Origin of the sequence: Blautia sp. JLR.GB0024 (assembly GCF_037000545.1) — a bacterium.
GTDB classification, from domain to species: domain Bacteria; phylum Bacillota; class Clostridia; order Lachnospirales; family Lachnospiraceae; genus Blautia; species Blautia celeris.
Map to the genome: position 1 here is coordinate 60,173 of NZ_JBANBF010000019.1, position 17,889 is coordinate 78,061.

The window sequence follows — 17,889 nt, forward strand, 5'->3', positions numbered from 1 at the left end:
AATGCACTTTATGTGCATCACCTGACGGCACTTTTAATTTTTTACCAAATATCTGTTGGATCTTTCAAATTTACTCCTGCAGGAAGTTTTTGTGTTGCCGGTTTATCAAAGGGTTCGTAATATCCATCTCCGATAATTACCGCAGTTCCTCTGCCGCAGTTATCATAAATCCATTTTGCATCCCTTACGCAAACACGAATACAGCCATGAGATGCCGGCTGTCCCAGCAAATTATAATCCCATGAAGAGAGATTATACTGGCTGGTGGAAGTACCTGCAACAGAATGGATAAAGATACCGTTTACTACATGTGAGGTCCACTGTCCCCATGACGGTCCCATAAGTATATGCCATCTGTCCTGATCTCCGATGTAAAATGTTCCTGCCGGTGTAAGAGTAATCGGATTACCCACAGAACAGGTTATTGATTTGACCGGAATAATCCACCCATTGCCTCCATCTTTTGCAAAAACAGTAATCTGGCAGCTCGTTCGGTTTACTCTGATCTGGTAAGGGCCGCCTACCATATTACTGACATCCTGATGAAGCTGTCCGCCTGTACCAAAATATAATTTATATCCCTTTATATACTGCCATCCTGTAACCATGATACCACTGCCGTTCAGATAATACCAGTTACCATCCCAGGCAATGTATTCACCTTTCGCATATGCTCCATTACTTTTTCGGAAATAATAAGCTCCGCCCTTCTGCTCCCACTGGCCAGCAGTATTGACATTTACCGTACCATAACCCGGCACCCATCGTCCATCTTTACCTACATAATACCCGCCAATCGTAGTGTTCGTCAGCATGGCTCCGCTTCCGCCCACATAATAATATGTGTCAATCCAGGTATTCATAGCCATAATGCCATTGCCGTAAGAATAATACCATTTACCATTATCCTGATACCAACCGGTCCGCATATCACCGTGACCCGGTGTGAAATAATACCAGGAACCGCCTATCACTGCCCAGCCCTGAATCATAGCTCCGCTTCCATTCAGATAATACCAGGTTCCTCCCTGATTCAGCCAGCCTGTTACCATAGCTCCGCTTCCGTTCAGATAATACCAGGTTCCTCCCAGGTTCAGCCAGCCCTTTGCCATTGCTCCGCTACCCGGAGTAAGGTAATACCAGGTTCCTCCTACATTAGCCCAGCCCTGAGCCATCGCTCCGCTTCCGGTGAGATAATACCAGGTTCCACCTAAGTTCAACCAACCAGTCTGCATAGCTCCGCTTGCATTACTGAAATACCAGGTATTTCCAATCTTGTACCAACCGGTCTTCATCGCACCGTTTCCAGGTGTGAAATAGTACCATGCACCGCCTACCACAGCCCAGCCAGTCTGCATAGCCCCGCTGCCATTTAAATAGTACCAGGTTCCTCCCTGATTCAGCCAGCCTGTCATCATGGCTCCGCTGCCATTACTGAAATATGTGTTATTGCCTACCTTATACCAACCTGTCTTCATAACACCAGAATCTGGTGTAAGATAATACCAGGTTCCCCCCAGGTTAATCCATCCGGTTACCATTGCACCATTTCCTGATAGATAATACCACTTATTTCCTAATTTCAACCATCCGGTCTGCATATATCCGCTGCCGTCAAAATAATATTTTTTACCATCTATTTGATACCAGCAGTTTGTTGGCCAGGTACCATCTTCTTTCTGATACCACCAGCCTTTTCCATTTGATTTCCAACCCACAGTATGTACTTTGTAGGATTTGGTACATTTACCGTCTTTGCCGAAGAAATACCGCACACCTTTTACAATTACAGAAGTATTTTTCCTAACTGTGCCGTTTTTGTTCACGTAGTATTTCTTGCCATTGATTGTCTGTAATCCGGTTTTAGATGTCTGCTTTCCATTTGCTCCAAAATAGTAATATTTACCGCCGCTGATTATCCATTTGGATTTGGCATAACTTCCATCCTTATTCACCCAGTAATTACTGCCGTCTATTTTCTGAAGGCCTGTTTTATCCTGTGTCTGCACACCATTCACATCAAAATAATAATACTTGCCATCCAGCTTTTTCCATACAGCAGTCTCAGGCTTACCGTCTTCTCCGATCCAATAGTTAGAACCTTCAATAGTCTGAAGTCCTGTGGGCATGCCCTCTGTCAGCATCTTTCCGTCTTCGCCGAAATAACAGAATGTTTTGTTTTCGTCCTCTCCCACTACTATCTTCCATGCATTTGTCAGCGGTCTGCCTTCTGCATCCAGCCAAAAGGTATATTCACCATCTTCATCTTTGATCGTGTTCAGGCCTTCCAGGAAACTTCCAGGTACCTGAAGTCCTTCCGCCATTTTAGCATCCGGATCTCCCTCTGCATCTGCTTCTGTTGTATAATATGTGAAACAACCGTTCTCATTCTGATACCAATATCCGCCATAGCCTTTTAGACCCTCCTCTGTTGATGCAAAAGCGTAAACCAATGTTACTGCACCCAGATCCTCGTCTAAGTATCCTACGGTCTCATAAAGGCCAACGTGTGTTCCATTTACATCAAATTCGTCATATGGTTTAGGCGTAGCAGCCGCTTCCGTCCCGTCTTCCTGAACTTCAAAATACGTCCAGATACCGCTCTGCTTATCCAATTCCCGTTTCTTCTGATATCCTGCAAACCCATCTACTGACTCATAATACCGGAATATCATCTTATTCTCAGCTTGTTCCAGAGTCCAATGGTCATCCTGGGCTGTTTCTGCATCGTGATTCGGTTCAGCCGGCAGGTCACCAGGCTGCTCATCTCCGGTCTGGTCAATGCCATTCTGGACATCGCCGGAAACATCTGTATTTCCCTGGCCATTGTCTGTTACTCCGCCCCCTTCATCCAGCGGATCTGTAAGCTCCGTAACCTGCTGCGGTGCTTCGCTTCCGTTGGTAGCAGTTGCTCCTACAGGAAGAACAGAAGTGAATGTAACCGCTGCTGTAAGCATCAGTGCCAACAGCTTCATCCTGCGCTTCTTCATACTATTCCCTCTACTTTCCAGCTTTACGCTCTTATTTATCTCCCGGATACAATATGTATCAAACAGGTATACTCTCCCTCTAGAGATATCACCATTTTACCATTTTTTATAGGTTATTACAACCAAACCGGAGAAATGTAATATTAAATTTCTTTTACAGTCTCATGAACTCTGCTCATATTAACTCTAAAATACGTTCTGTGATAAAAACACCGATACAGGAAAAACATGCCACCATCACCAGACTTTTCTCCTTCATGGCAAAAAATATGGCTGCTGCCAGGCCCGCAAAAGCGGATATCGGCGATGCCGTCGCGTATAAGATAGCCGGAAATGTCATGGCTGTCAGACAGGCATATGGCACGTAATATAGAAATGAGCGTATGTATACATTTGAAATTTTCTTCTGAATCAGTGTCAAAGGCAGCATACGGATCAAATAAGTCACGCCTGCCATAACAAAAATATACGCATAAATCATGCTTCCTCACCCTCCTTAATAGGAAATAGAACAGCTCCGATCCCCGCTGCCAGCAGTGTACAGATAATGATCATAAATCCGCCGGAAACCTGTTTGAGTACCGGGAGATAATAAAACATACTGCTCAGGGCCAGCGCAATAAATACCACAGTCCGCACTGTGGATTCTTTTTTTGCCGGTGGGACTACAATTGCTATAAACATTCCATACAGCGCCACACCCAAAGCGCTGCGCACAAAGGCGGGCATAACCGTGCTCGCTATGGCTCCGGTCAGCGTTCCCCCTACCCAGCCGAGAACCGGCAGGAGAATCAAGCCGTACATGTAATACTGACCCACACTTCCCCTTTTTGAACTTGCCACCGCGAATATCTCATCTGTATTTCCATACGCGATCAAAAGCCTGTGGCGCGTCTTTACGCAGCTGTCGAACTTCTGGGACAGGGAAAGCGACATGAGCGCATATCTCATGTTGATAACAAGCTGTGTCAATGCCATTTCCAACAGGGAGGCACCCGATAAAATGACATTCAGACCTGCAAACTGTCCTGCTGATGTGAGATTAAAGAGGGAAATCAGCACCGCGTGAAGAGGTGCCATACCGCTGTTCACTGCCAGCATTCCAAATGTAAAGCTGACAGAAAAATAACCCAGTGCTATGGGAATACCGTCTTTCAGACCTTCTTTGATGTTATTATGCATGATTGCTTTCTCCTTAAAGTAAAATATATGTAACGATTCGGTCAGGCAAAAATCGAGGGATGAGACAGCCTTAACTGTCCCATCCCCGGGATAAATGCTTATTCCTGCAAACCTTCCTCCAGAATATATACCAGATGTTTTAATGCCTCTTCTTCGTCTTCCCCTTCGCATACCAATTCAATCTCATCTCCGCCTTTCACACAGGCGCCAAGAACGCTGAGGACACTTTTCGCATTTGCTGTAACATTGCTGTAACTGAAGGTGATCAGTGATTTGAACTGCATAGCCTCACTGCAGAGGCGGCCTGCTGGTCTCAGGTGCAGCCCTATTAAATTATTGACTTTGACTTTCTGGCTTACCATTATTCATCACTCCCCTATTTCTGTTTTACGATGCCGGCTTTTGTGCTACAGCATCTGTATTGGTATTTGTCAAGGTTGCTTTGACTTTGACTTCATCGACCACCTGATAACCGTCAGGCACTTCAATCTTAACCGGTACTTCGTATTCGCCTGCTTCTGTATAACCTTTGAGATCGATGCTCAGGTGTATTTGGCTTTTCTCCAGTTTATCCAGTTCTTCCGTAAGTCCTTCAACACGGACCAGAACCTCCACTTTGTCGAGAACAACATTCATATTTCCAGGATTATTTTCAATCTTAATATCTGTTGTGGAGATGTTGTATTCCTTGCTGTTAAGAGGAAGGATACTTACCTTTATGAGTGCCGTATCATTTACACCGGAAGCCAGTTTAATATCTTTTGGAAGAAGCTCGGCTAAATCAACGGAAAATTCACAGTCGGCTGATTTACCTGTAATATCTCTGTCCTCCGATGCGGGAATGGTCAGTTTGTTGCCATTTACCGTGAACTTCTGGAGCGCTTCATCTGAACCGATAATATTGATTTTCTCCGGAGTAGACGTGATTTTTCCAACCTGATATCCATTCAGCGGCTCTCCTACATAAGAATTTAACGCATCAATTGTGACTCCCTGGAGCGTTCTCCACAATTCAACATTAACCTTTACCGTTGTACTTGGTATATCAAATTTCAGGGAAGCCATCTGCTTATCCGTAAGCTCATCGTGATTCTTATCATAAATCACCAGCTCCGCATTCCTTTCACCGCTCTCGGTCATTCCATCTACATTAACTTTCGCAGTAACATTGTCAATATTCTTAACAACGGATTTCGGACCCGTGATAGTAATTTTCTCCGGCTCAGCCGTAGTCTTTCCCACTTCATAATTCTTATCCGGTTTTGATTCTCCTACAAGCTCTGTATTGATGATACAGTCTATGCTCTCTCTCTCTTCTATAGTTATAGGAATATTTCTTGGTGTTACCTCTACGTTTTTATCTTTTATGCCTGGACATGTTACGGTAACAGGTACCATGATCGGCTGTGTCGTCATATCAATAATCTGAGTCAGATCTGCAACTGCAGTGATGTTATCTTTGCTCATATTCCTGATAATACTGTTTTCGCCCCTTACACGGACATTTACCGTATCCTTTCCCTCCACCATAAGGGCTAGTTTACCGCTTTTCTCAATGTATGACTCATTAACAAAAGTCACCGGAATATCTGTAAAAATTTCTGTTGTTATAGGATCCTGAACATTAACCACCAGCAGCCATATCAACATGGCAATCAGCAGGGAAAGGATTTTTAAGGTAAATTTATTCATCAGACTTTTCTTCATTCTTCACCCATCCCTTCCATATCTTACGCTTTTGTTTTTCTGCGTTGGCGTTCTGCTCCTTTATCAATATTTCTTTCAGTTCATCCCTGGTTACTCCAACCCTCAGGGCACCATTCTGGGCTACAGAAACCCTGCCGGTCTCCTCGGAAACAATAATTGTCAGAGAATCACTTACTTCACTGATTCCCACTCCTGCCCGGTGTCTTGTTCCAAGATTTTTATTCAGCTCCATATTATCCGACAGCGGCAGATAGCAGGTTGCTGCAACAACACGGTCCCCTCGGATGATCACAGCCCCATCATGAAGGGGTGTGTTATGCTCAAAAATATTAATCAGCAGCTGACTTGTCACTAATGAGTCAAGATAGATACCTGTTCTTGCATATTCGTTTAGTATCGTCTCTTCCTCGATGACAATCAATGCCCCTGTCTTAACTTCTCCCATTTCATAGCTGGCACGGACAATTTCATTTAATGTACGGTCACTGAATCTGCCGCTCTCATCTTTTTTACCACTGTCAAAGGGAAGAATTGTACTTACTATTTTCTTATGTCCCAGTTCTTCCAGAGCTTTTCTAAGCTCCGGCTGAAAAATAACCAGCACTGCCGTGATCGCATATCCGCCGGCATTATACACCAACCACAAAATCGTATTCATCTTCAAGAGATAAGCGATGAAGATAAATGCCAGGACAATTAAAATTCCTTTCAACAGGGAATAAGCCCGTGTATTTCTCACCCACAACATAAACTGATAAACCAATACTGCTATCAGAAGAATTTCAATAATGTCAATCCATGACATATGCGGAAGAGTTAAACCGGTCAGATATTCTTTTATGCTGGCTACCATATTCCCCATATCTCCACCCCCTTAATTATGTATAATTCCCTTATGGGATCATCTTTATAAATCTTTCAGCGATTCTTCCAGCTGTTTCTCAAAGTCAAAATCCTCCTCTGAAACATGCTCTACAGGCGCTGCATCCTGTTCCGGTGTTTCTTCATCTAAATCGTCCAGATCACTGTCATCTGACTTCTTATTAGATGAAAATTTCTTCACACTCTTCTTGGTCTGTGACACAAGAGATTTCGGTACTGCTTTTACATAATAGACATATTCGTCATCCTCAAACTGGGTCACTTCACTTCTTGAGTAATCCACTCCCAGTACAAAAAATTCAATGACAAGGCCGATCAATGCGGAAACCACACCGGCAATGATAACGCTGCCCATCTCCATGCTGATGCTCATGAACATGCTTCCGAACAACATCAGAACAATGTACACTACCGCACCGGTAACCACTGCGATCCTCCAGGAATAGTCAAAGGAGGAACGGCGGATCAGGTACACCAGCAGGGTGACTGTTGCAAACGCTATGATCGCCAGCCACATTTCCTGATTCTTCACCAGTCCGTCCAGTAAGATCTGAAGCTTCTGGACAGCCTCTGTCTCTTTTCCCTGCAGTACCCCTGCCTTGTCTTTTACAAGACGCATAAAGTAATACAGAATAACGCCGCAGCCTGCGGGCACCGCACTTGCAGGTCCGCGTAGAAGACCGCAGCCGATGGGTACGGCTGCCGGAATATGAAAGGCAAAGGACACCGGAGTCAGCACAAGAGCCACGTTATCTTTGGATGTAAACCGCAGGAATAATATCATCAGCAGGATCATAAGAAGCAGAGCAAAACCTGCGACCTCGATTCCCACTGCATAGCAGTGGCCGATGATCAGGACACAGCCCAGGATCGTCATGGTATTGACGGGCATAACGGAACATAAAAGGGCCAGAATCAGGACAACAAAAATATTATCCAGTTTGCCCATGAATCCCAGTGTGGTGTTGATCCCCTTGAAAAGACCGAATGCCAATATAAACTTCAGGATCGGAAGAATCCAGGTGTCATGCTCCCCGTAAAATTCCTTGATTTTCTGTTTCAATATCAGTAACGCTGTCATGCGCCTTTCCTCCTTCCGGTCAGTCTCCCGGCTCTCTTTTCTTCTCTGTCATATATTTTTTTCAGCTGTCCCAACTCTCTGTAATACTCCTCCACGCCTTTCTGAGCGCTTCTGTATTTGACGGAGCAGTAGATATAAGTCAGAATGGTGTAGGCCACAAGCAGTGCGATATAGATGATGATAATTTTGATTCCCAGAGAAAACAGGTCTATCTTATGCAGATTATCCATCATATATTCGCTCTTATACCCAAAGTAGACAGCCAGCAGCAGCACATAGGCGATGGTCGTGATAAAAAAGTTCTTGATCATTGCAAGGCCTATATAATCGCTTCTGTAGTAATTGCTGATTGACAGATCTTCTCTGCCCTTACCGGATTCGTAAGCAGCTAATTTCCTCATTTTCTTGATTTTCTGTTCATTTAACATAAGCTTCCTCTACTTCCTGTGAAAACAATGCTTTTATATGTACTCACAGTTTACTATAATTATGCCCCAAAAGGCTGTCTGCAATTTATGGCACAACAAATGTGCCACTTACTGCATTTCCTAAATGGCATCCCACAAATACGGCACTCTATGGACACCGCACAGTCTGTTTTGATTCTTTCACAAAACCACGGACTGTATGGACGTACCGTCTTATGACACATGAAACAGCGCAATACCGGGATGTACCGGACATGCCATTCTATGTATACAACTTGCATTATAGCATAAATAAAGTAGGCGAATCAAGCCTTATCAGCAGAAACCTGTCCCTATGGCTGCGGTTAAAAAATATACCTGTTCCGCACCGGCTGCTTTCAGGGCAAGGCTTACACCGTCCACAGTACTCCCTGTGGTGTAGATATCATCTACGATCAATATTTTTTTCCAGGGAAGTCTGGTTTTCGTCACGGCAAAGGCGCTGCGAAGATTACTTCTCCGCTCCTTGTCGTTCAGCTCTTTCTGGGGTTTTGTATTGATTTTTCTGATCACAGTTTTTATATCTACGGGAATCTGCAGTGCTTTTCCTATCTCCGCGGCTATGATCTCTGCCTGGTTGTACCCTCTTTTCTCCATTCTTTTCGGATGAAGCGGGACAGGGATCAGCACTTCCACTCCCCAGAGGCGGATCTGTTCCCCTGCAATTGCCGCGGCATATCTGCCGTAAAAACGGCCGTACTCCTGCCTTTGATGGTATTTTAACTGATACAGGGATTTTGAAAGAACTGAACCGTAGGAAAAAATACTGATTCCCCGGTCATAAGAATGTTTTTTCGATGCGCAGTCATAACAGAACTCTGACTCACTGTCCGCCAGGGGCTTGGAGCACTTAAAACAGCGCGGCCCATGGATGGGCACCAGTTTATCCACGCATTCCCGGCATATGGTCCTTCCCCTTGGAACTGCAATGTCATGGCAGACAGGGCAGCGCCTGGGATAGACCATATCAAGGGCAAAGGATGCTAACAGCTTTCCTTTATCCGCAGATCCAGAGTGGTATAACGGCTTTGTTCCATCTGGTTTTTTTCCATTTCCCAAAAAGTATTTTCATCTCCTACCAATGTCACACACTTTCTCGCCCTTGTCACGGCTGTATAGAGAAGATTTCTGTTCATCAGCATCCTGGGGCCTCCCAAAAGCGGAATCACCACCGCAGGGTATTCACTTCCCTGTGATTTGTGGATGGTAATGGCATAGGCAAGCTCCAGCTCATCCAACTGCTTGAACGCATACTCCACAAAGCGTCCCTCATCAAATTCCACGGTGAGGGTCTCCGCAAAGGTGTTGATCTCCCGCAGGATTCCTGTATCCCCGTTAAAAACACCCACGCCTTTTTCCACCGGAATGCCGTATTTGCCGCGGACCTCCCATTCGGTCTGGTAGTTGTTCTTGATCTGCATGACCTTATCACCCTCGCGGAACAAGCCGCTGCCGTGCTCCCTCTCCTTCTTGTCAGGAGAAGGGGGATTCAGATACTGCTGTAGAATGCTGTTCAGACGCTCTACACCCAGAAGCCCTTTCCGCATAGGAGTCAAAACCTGGATATCATAAGGCGTTGCATCTACAAACTTTGGCAGTTTCTTCTGGATCAGGGTGATGACAACACTGATGATCACATTGGCGTCATACCGCTTCAGGAAGAAAAAGTCCATACTTTTATTATCCAGAACAACGGGGACACCCCGGTTGATCTTATGGGCATTCACCACGATATCACTCTGGGAAGCCTGCCGGAAAATCTTGACCAGTTCCACAACCGGGAATTTTTCAGAACGGATGATATCTTTGAGTACACTTCCGGGCCCTACACTTGGAAGCTGGTTCACATCCCCGACCAGAATCAGCCGGGTGCCCGGCGTAATGGCCGAGAGCAGTGCGTGCATAAGAAAAATGTCCACCATGGACATCTCGTCAATAATAACAACATCCGCCTCCAGCGGATTCTGGGCATTGCGCTCAAAGTGGATGCTGGCAGAGGAGTCATCCGGCATTCCGCTGAGTTCTAAAAGCCGGTGGATAGTTCTGGCCTCATAGCCTGTGGTCTCTGTCATACGCTTTGCGGCTCTTCCCGTGGGAGCGGCAAGACAGATGTCCACGCCTTCCAGCTCATAGTAACGGATGATCGCATTGATGGTGGTTGTCTTTCCTGTACCGGGGCCACCGGTGATAACCAGCAGGCCGTTTTTCACAGCCTCTACGACTGCCTGGCGCTGCTTCTCATCCAGCTCTACATTTCCGCTTTTCTCAAGGCGAACAAGCTGTGCTTCCATCCTCTCCTCATCCACGGTATCCTCTAAGGCCAGTTCTTTTAACATCTGTGCCACATGCAGCTCCAGCTGGTAATACTGGCTGGCATAGATGACCGGTTCCGTCTGTGCCCCTTCCCTGAGCGCAACCTCTTTTACTACAATCTTTCTGTCTATAGCCAGATCCATAATATGTTTTTCCATATAAGCGGCTGCAACGCCCAAAAGGGCAGATGCCCGTTCCAGCAGAATGCGCTGTGGAAGGAACACATGCCCCTCTGCAGTTGCCTGCAGTAATATGTATAGAAGACCGCTTCGGATACGGTAATCGGAGTCTGTATGGATGCCGATCCTGGCAGCGATCTCATCTGCCATCTTAAATCCCACTCCGTCAATATCCTCAGCCATCTTATAGGGATTCTCCCTTAGTATGCCGTACATTTCGTGTCCATACTGATTGAATATCTTAGCTCCCAGTGAAAGGGAAATGCCGTATTGCTGAAGAAACATCATGGCTTTCCGCATATCCGCCTTCTCAGACACCTGAGCAGCGATCTCCCGGGCCTTCTTCTCACTGATGCCCTTGATTTCTGCCAGCCGCTCCGGCTCCTCCTCCACGATACGCAGAGTGTCGTCCTTGAAACGCCTGACAATCCTGGCGGCAAGAGCCGCTCCGATCCCTTTGATGGCACCGGAACCCAGGTATCGTTCCATGGCCATGGAATCCTGGGGCACAACGGTCTCATAGGAGGTGACGGAGAACTGCCTGCCGTAGGACGGGTGTTCTGTGTAATGTCCATAGGCTTTGATGGTTTCTCCTTCACTTAGATACTGAAAACTGCCCACACAGGTCAGCTCTTCCTCCTCAGCAATCACAACCATAACTGTGTACCCGTTATCCTCATTCCGGAAGATAATATGGTCCACATATCCTTCTATGGTTTCTTCCATAACTTACCTCATTTGTTTTATTTCCCGTTTATCTTGCTCATAAGCTCCATGTACTGGCCTGTGCCGATGGCTACAGCCATAGCAGGCTCTTCTGCCACCACGGTGTTGATGCCTGTCTCTTCCTCGATCAGCGTCTCCAGCCCACCCAAAAGTGCACCGCCGCCGGTGAGGACAATACCCCTGTCAGCCACATCTGCTGCCAGTTCCGGAGGAGTTTTTTCCAGAATTCCATGTATGGTCTCCATAATTTGTACCGTTGCGTCCTTTAAAGCCTCTCTGATCTCCTCGGAGGTGAGGGTTATGCTTTTGGGAAGCCCCGTGATCGTATCACGTCCCTTCACATCCATAGTCTTCGGCTGCGGATGGGGATAAACGGTTCCTATCTGGATCTTCGCATCCTCTGCGGAGCGCTCGCCGATCATCAGATTGTGCTTCTTCCTTACATAACGCATGATAGCCTCATCGAAATTATCGCCTGCCACTTTAATGGAAGTGGATACTACTGTCCCGCCAAGGGAGATCACCGCCACATCTGTGGTACCGCCGCCGATATCCACGATCATGTTGCCAAAGGGCCTTGTGATATCAATACCTGCCCCGATAGCCGCAGCAATCGGCTCCTCGATGATGTTCACTTCTCTGGCGCCTGCCTGGTACGTGGCTTCCTCCACAGCTTTCTTCTCCACCTCTGTCACACCGCTGGGTACGCAGATGCTGATGCGGGGTTTTCGGAAAGCTTTCTTGCCCATGGCTTTGGAGATGAAGTATTTGAGCATTTTCTCTGTCACCTCATAGTCAGAGATAACACCCTGGCGCAGGGGGCGCACCGCCACAATGTTGCCGGGTGTTCTGCCGATCATCTGCCTTGCCTCTTCTCCTACTGCTCTTATTTTATTATTATCTTTATCGTATGCAACTACGGATGGTTCTTTCAGTACAATGCCTTTTCCTTTTGCGTAAACCAGTATACTGGCCGTTCCCAGGTCGATTCCAATATCTGTCGCTGCCATAGAATACCCCTTTCTATATTTGGATATCAGTGTTCTGCCCGGGATGTCTGTCCCGGGCCCACCGATATTCTTCATTATACCCAACTTGTCCCGAAATGAAAAGGGGCAATCAATTCAAATATTTTGACACGTAACGACCTGTGTAGGAGACAGGATTCGCCGCCACCTCCTCCGGTGTACCGGAAGCTATCACGGTTCCCCCTTTATCGCCGCCTTCCGGGCCGATATCTATGATATAATCCGCAGTTTTTATCACATCCAGGTTGTGCTCGATGACAACCACTGTATTCCCGCCCTCTGCCAGACGCCGGAGGATCTCAATAAGCTTGTGCACATCCGCAAAATGCAGACCTGTGGTAGGCTCATCCAGAATATAGATGGTCTTTCCTGTACTTCTCTTGCTCAGTTCTGTTGCCAGCTTGATCCTCTGCGCCTCACCTCCGGACAGTTCCGTGGAAGGCTGGCCCAGGCGGATATAGGAAAGCCCCACATCGTAAAGCGTCTGGATCTTCCTCTTGATAGACGGAAGGTGTTCAAAGAATGTGAGCGCCTCCTCCACCGTCATGTTCAGCACATCGTAAATGCTTTTCCCTTTATATTTCACTTCCAGAGTCTCTCTGTTGTAACGTTTTCCCTGGCAGACTTCACAGGGAACATACACATCGGAAAGGAAATGCATCTCAATTTTCAAAATACCGTCACCACTGCAGGCCTCACACCTGCCGCCTTTTACATTAAAGCTGAATCTTCCCTTTTTATAGCCTCTGGCTTTTGCGTCCGCGGTGGTTGCAAAAAGGTCGCGGATCTGGTCAAATACACCGGTGTAGGTTGCGGGATTGGAACGCGGCGTTCTTCCGATGGGTGACTGGTCAATATCAATAACTTTGTCAAGCTGCTCCACCCCTTCAATGCATTTATGTTTTCCCGGAATGACTCTGGCCCGGTTCAGTTTCCTTGCCAGGCTCTTATATAGGATTTCGTTGATCAGAGAACTTTTGCCGGAACCGGAAACACCGGTCACGCAGGTCATGACACCTAAAGGAATTTTTACGTCTATATTTTTCAGGTTGTTTTCAGAAGCGCCCCGTATGGTCAGAAAGCCGTTGGGTTTTCTTCTCTCCTCAGGTACCGGAATCTTCATAGCCCCGCTTAAATACTGGCCCGTAATGGAGTTTTTATTTTTCATCAGATCTTCCGCTGTACCGATTGCCACAAGCTGGCCTCCGTGCTCTCCTGCGCCGGGACCGATATCCACAATGCAGTCTGCCTCCCGCATGGTATCTTCATCATGCTCTACCACGATCAGAGTGTTTCCCAGATCCCTCAGGTGCTTCAAAGTGGCAAGGAGTTTATCGTTATCCCTCTGATGCAGACCGATACTTGGCTCATCCAGAATATAGGCAACCCCCACAAGGCCGGAACCGATCTGAGTTGCCAGACGTATCCTCTGTGCTTCACCACCCGACAAAGTGCCTGTTGCACGGGACAGAGTCAGATATTCCAGCCCTACATTCATCAAAAATCCCACTCTGGCACGAATCTCTTTTAAAACCTGCTCACCGATCATCTGCTGGGTGGAGGTGAGCTGCAGTTCGTTCAAAAATACCTGCAGCGCGCGGATGGACATGGATGTAACCTCATGTATATTTTTATCCCCGACTGTCACTGCCAGAGCTTCTTTTTTCAGACGCTGGCCTTTACAGGTCGGGCAGGGGGTAATACGCATAAAGGATTCGTACTCCTGCTTGCTGGACTCCGAACCGGTCTCCCTGTAGCGGCGCTCCACGTTTTTCACAAGTCCCTCAAAGGCCACATCATAAATACCTTCTCCCCGCTGCCCCTTATAGTGGACCTTTATCTCTTTTCCGTGGGTCCCGTTTATGATCACGTCCTTTATCTTATCCGGATATTCCTCAAAAGGCGTATTCAGGTCAAAGTGATATTCCTCCGCAAGGGCATCCAGAATCGCTCTTGTAAAGCTGCCTTTATCTGTGCAGGACTGCCAGCCCAGCACCACAATAGCGCCCTGGGCAATACTCAGACTCTGATCCGGTATCATCAGATCCACATCGAATTCCATCTTATAACCCAGACCGAAACAGGCAGGGCAGGCACCAAAGGGATTATTAAAGGAAAAAATCCTCGGCTCAATCTCATCAATACTGATACCGCAGTCAGGGCAGGAAAAGCTCTGGCTGAAATTTATCTGGTTTCCATCCATAGTATCCACAATGAGAAGGCCGTCAGCCAGATTCAGCACATTCTCAATAGAATCCGTGAGTCGCTTTTCAATCCCTTCTTTCACCACAAGGCGGTCCACAACGATCTCAATATTGTGCTTAATATTCTTATCCAGCTTGATCTCCTCACTGAGTTCATAGAGATTGCCGTCAATCTGCACGCGCACATAACCGCTCCGCTTTGCCTGCTCCAGAAGCTTGGCGTGAGTCCCCTTCCTTCCTCTCACCACAGGTGCCAGAAGCTGAAGCTTGGTCCGCTCCGGCAGACCCATGATATGGTCAACCATCTGGTCAACCGTCTGCTTTTTGATCTCTTTTCCGCATTTCGGACAGTGCGGGATACCGATTCTGGCATAGAGCAGCCTGAAATAGTCATATATCTCCGTAACGGTGCCAACCGTGGAACGGGGGTTCCTGTTGGTGGATTTCTGGTCAATAGAAATAGCCGGAGAAAGTCCCTCAATACTCTCCACATCCGGTTTTTCCATCTGTCCCAGGAACTGTCTGGCATAGGAAGACAGGGATTCCATATATCTCCTCTGTCCTTCCGCATATATCGTATCAAATGCAAGAGAACTCTTCCCGGAACCACTCAGCCCGGTAAGCACCACCAGCTCATTTCGTGGAATATCCACATCCAGATTCTTCAGATTATTCTCATTTGCTCCGCGTATTTTGATAAATTGGTTGTCATGTTTTCTTACTGCCATTTTTATCTCCTTATTCGTGATCAGCGCAACAGTTTCTATCAGATTCTCATCCCCCAACACAGCGTCATACCCACTGCACGTGAGACCGAAAGCTGCCAATTTCAGGGAATGTATGTTTGTTTTTATGCTACCTGCCATTATATCATATGCATTATACATTTGCAAACATATGTTCAGACAGATTTATTGTAATGGCAGAGTAGACGGGATGTCGGAGGAGTCTGCGGGGCTCCTTTGGCAGCCCTGTTTTTCTCTACCGGAAGAGAAAAATACAAAGCCGAATTGTAACGGTCACATCCGGCAGAATAACCCCTATGGCTCAGAGAACGTCAGAAAGGAAATAGGAGGGGGCCGGGAGAGGGAAATGCCTGTGAGCGATGTCTTAGTGGAGCGCCGCGGAGATCCACCTGCCCCAGTTACTTAATGAAGAGGCCCTTGCCGATGAATTTAGTAAATGGGAGCAGGTTAGCTCCGTGGCAGCGGAACGCTTCGCTCACAGGCATTTCCCTCTCCCGGCCCCCTCCTATTTCCTTTCGTCCGCCCTCATCCCCCAAATAAAAAAACCGTTACAAAAAAGGCCCCCGCTACCCGCGGCAAGCCTTTTTACATTTACATCACACAGACGCATGCTGAATATAGGTTCTGCACTCCTTCTTATTTTTATTCTGATGCTCAGAACAGATATACTGCATAATATCCCGTCTCGTCACAATACCTATAAAATTCTTCTGGTCATCAATAACCGGTACAAAATTCTGCCGCATAGCCTTGTCCAGCAGATCTTCCATATCCGAGTCCACACGCACCGGCGTATAATTTGCCCGCCGCTTGAACGCAGTGATCGGAATTTCCTCCGCAGCCTTTAAATTCAGGTCGCCGCGGCTTTTCAGCCCCCAGAGTAAGTCTCCTTCTGTAATCGTCCCCACATATTTTCCATTCTCCCCGATAATCGGAATACATGAATACCGGTGATATTCCATCTTTTCCAAGACCTGCCTTAAACTGAAGGTGTCATAGATATAGGCCACATCACTCTTCGGAGTGAGAAAAAATAAAATATTCATTATACCCTCCCACACTGTCATACAAAACGGCCGTTATTACCTGCCATTTCAACATATATTTCCTTTCTTTATTCTGACACATTCTATATTAATTTTCCAGAGATAAACTGTAAAACTTTATTAAATTTCTATAACCTGTGTTCACAAACTCCCGCGCCTGACTTATCAGTCAAAGAGAAATTCCGAGAGGACAGCATTGCTTAAAAGTACCCCTTCTTTTGAGAGATACAGCCTGTCCTTTTTTTCCAGCAGCATTCCGTTTAACAGAAGCTTATCCAGCGCTTTTTCATATACCAGTTCAATATCCCGGCCAAAGACCCGGCGAAATTCTTTTTTTGAGATTCCCCTTGTCTTGCGAAGCCCTAAAAACATGAATTCCTCCATCTGCTGAGGCTCCTCCAAAAACTGTACGTCTGTGCGCATGGTTTTCGGTTCCCCGCATTTTTCCAGATATGTTTTCATATCCCCGGTATTGCTCATGCGGATGTTCCTGACCATGGAGGCAGCGCCCAGGCCAAGGCCCAGATAATCACCGCGCTCCCAGTATTTCAGATTATGGCGGCACTCCCTGCCCTCTTTCGCATAATTGGAAATCTCATACTGGCGGAATCCGTACGCTGCAAGCACCTCTGCGGTCACTTCGTAGATAGCCCTGCTTGTCTCCTCATCGGGAAGAAGCTCCGGATGTCCGGCATACTTCTCATAAAAGGGTGTACCCTCTTCCAAAATGAGCTGGTATACGGAAATATGTTCCGGGGAAAGCTCTGCGGTTGTTTCCAGCTCCTCTCTCCAGGACGCTTCTGTCTGTCCCGGCAGGGAGGAGATCAAATCCACATTGATGTTCTGAAACCCTGCTTCTCTTGCCAGATGATAGCTCTCCAGAAACGCCTCGTAGGTATGAATCCTGCCCAGCAGCTTCAGATTACTGTCCCTGACAGACTGCAGCCCCATACTCAGGCGGTTGATACCACAGTTTTTATAGGTCTGCAGTTTCTCTGGGGTCACAGTGCCCGGATTCATCTCCATGGAGATCTCCGGCATTCTTTCTATATCAAAGGTGTCCCTTACTGCCTGAAAAATCCGCTCTGTCTGAGGCGCTTCCAGACAGGAAGGGGTGCCTCCTCCCACAAAAACCGTGGAAACCCTGTAACCTTTTGCAAAATCCCCGTAGCTTCGGATTTCTTTTTCCAAAGCCTGTACATACGCTTCTTTCTCCTCCCCGGTTCCCGATGCGGATAAAAAATCACAGTATCCGCATTTTTGTATACAGAAAGGGATGTGAAGATACAGCCCCAAATCTTTTTTCATCTTGTCTTCTCCTGTATTTCTGAAAATTCT

General features: G+C 46.8%; 14 protein-coding genes. All 14 read right to left on the reverse strand.

Annotated elements, in window-relative coordinates; genetic code table 11:
* Window positions 1-41: 41 nt before the first annotated feature.
* Window positions 42-2,990 carry a L,D-transpeptidase family protein gene (locus V8Q34_RS24580; protein WP_335836504.1) on the reverse strand — a complete coding sequence of 983 codons (2,949 nt, stop codon included), beginning with the start codon at window positions 2,988-2,990 and terminating at the stop codon, window positions 42-44.
* Between the two features lie 175 nt (window positions 2,991-3,165).
* Complete coding sequence (locus V8Q34_RS24585) at window positions 3,166-3,471, reverse strand: AzlD domain-containing protein (protein WP_033143040.1); 306 nt, start codon at window positions 3,469-3,471, stop codon at window positions 3,166-3,168.
* Window positions 3,468-4,172, reverse strand: coding sequence for an AzlC family ABC transporter permease (locus V8Q34_RS24590; RefSeq protein WP_033143039.1), 705 nt, complete (start codon window positions 4,170-4,172; stop codon window positions 3,468-3,470). Before V8Q34_RS24590 ends, V8Q34_RS24585 begins: the two co-directional genes overlap by 4 nt.
* Before the next feature lie 98 nt (window positions 4,173-4,270).
* Window positions 4,271-4,534 carry an HPr family phosphocarrier protein gene (locus V8Q34_RS24595; RefSeq protein ID WP_033143038.1) on the reverse strand — a complete coding sequence of 88 codons (264 nt, stop codon included), beginning with the start codon at window positions 4,532-4,534 and terminating at the stop codon, window positions 4,271-4,273.
* A 25-nt stretch (window positions 4,535-4,559) separates the two neighbouring features.
* A complete protein-coding gene (locus tag V8Q34_RS24600) occupies window positions 4,560-5,879 on the reverse strand; it encodes a CdaR family protein (protein WP_052099654.1) in 1,320 nt (439 codons plus the stop codon).
* Complete coding sequence (gene cdaA / locus V8Q34_RS24605) at window positions 5,857-6,732, reverse strand: diadenylate cyclase CdaA (protein ID WP_033143078.1); 876 nt, start codon at window positions 6,730-6,732, stop codon at window positions 5,857-5,859. Before cdaA ends, V8Q34_RS24600 begins: the two co-directional genes overlap by 23 nt.
* A 54-nt stretch (window positions 6,733-6,786) precedes the next feature.
* Window positions 6,787-7,842 (reverse strand): hypothetical protein, encoded by a 1,056-nt coding sequence (locus V8Q34_RS24610; RefSeq protein WP_033143037.1) that lies wholly within the window; start codon window positions 7,840-7,842, stop codon window positions 6,787-6,789.
* Entirely contained in the window at window positions 7,839-8,270 is a 432-nt protein-coding gene (locus V8Q34_RS24615; RefSeq protein ID WP_033143036.1) for a hypothetical protein, read from the reverse strand. Before V8Q34_RS24615 ends, V8Q34_RS24610 begins: the two co-directional genes overlap by 4 nt.
* A gap of 315 nt (window positions 8,271-8,585) precedes the next feature.
* Window positions 8,586-9,368, reverse strand: a complete 783-nt coding sequence (locus tag V8Q34_RS24620) for a ComF family protein (RefSeq protein ID WP_243128845.1) — start codon at window positions 9,366-9,368, stop codon at window positions 8,586-8,588.
* Window positions 9,293-11,527, reverse strand: a complete 2,235-nt coding sequence (gene recD2, locus V8Q34_RS24625) for an SF1B family DNA helicase RecD2 (RefSeq protein WP_148393380.1) — start codon at window positions 11,525-11,527, stop codon at window positions 9,293-9,295. Before recD2 ends, V8Q34_RS24620 begins: the two co-directional genes overlap by 76 nt.
* 17 nt (window positions 11,528-11,544) lie before the next feature.
* On the reverse strand, window positions 11,545-12,537 hold the full coding sequence (locus tag V8Q34_RS24630) for a rod shape-determining protein (protein ID WP_018598499.1): 993 nt from the start codon (window positions 12,535-12,537) through the stop codon (window positions 11,545-11,547).
* 109 nt (window positions 12,538-12,646) lie between these two features.
* Window positions 12,647-15,487: an excinuclease ABC subunit UvrA gene (gene uvrA, locus V8Q34_RS24635; RefSeq protein WP_335836505.1), complete on the reverse strand. Its 2,841-nt coding sequence runs from the start codon at window positions 15,485-15,487 to the stop codon at window positions 12,647-12,649.
* 614 nt (window positions 15,488-16,101) lie between these two features.
* Complete coding sequence (locus V8Q34_RS24640; RefSeq protein WP_033143032.1) at window positions 16,102-16,551, reverse strand: CBS domain-containing protein; 450 nt, start codon at window positions 16,549-16,551, stop codon at window positions 16,102-16,104.
* A gap of 165 nt (window positions 16,552-16,716) precedes the next feature.
* Window positions 16,717-17,859: a radical SAM family heme chaperone HemW gene (hemW, locus tag V8Q34_RS24645; protein ID WP_148393381.1), complete on the reverse strand. Its 1,143-nt coding sequence runs from the start codon at window positions 17,857-17,859 to the stop codon at window positions 16,717-16,719.
* Window positions 17,860-17,889 lie beyond the last annotated feature (30 nt).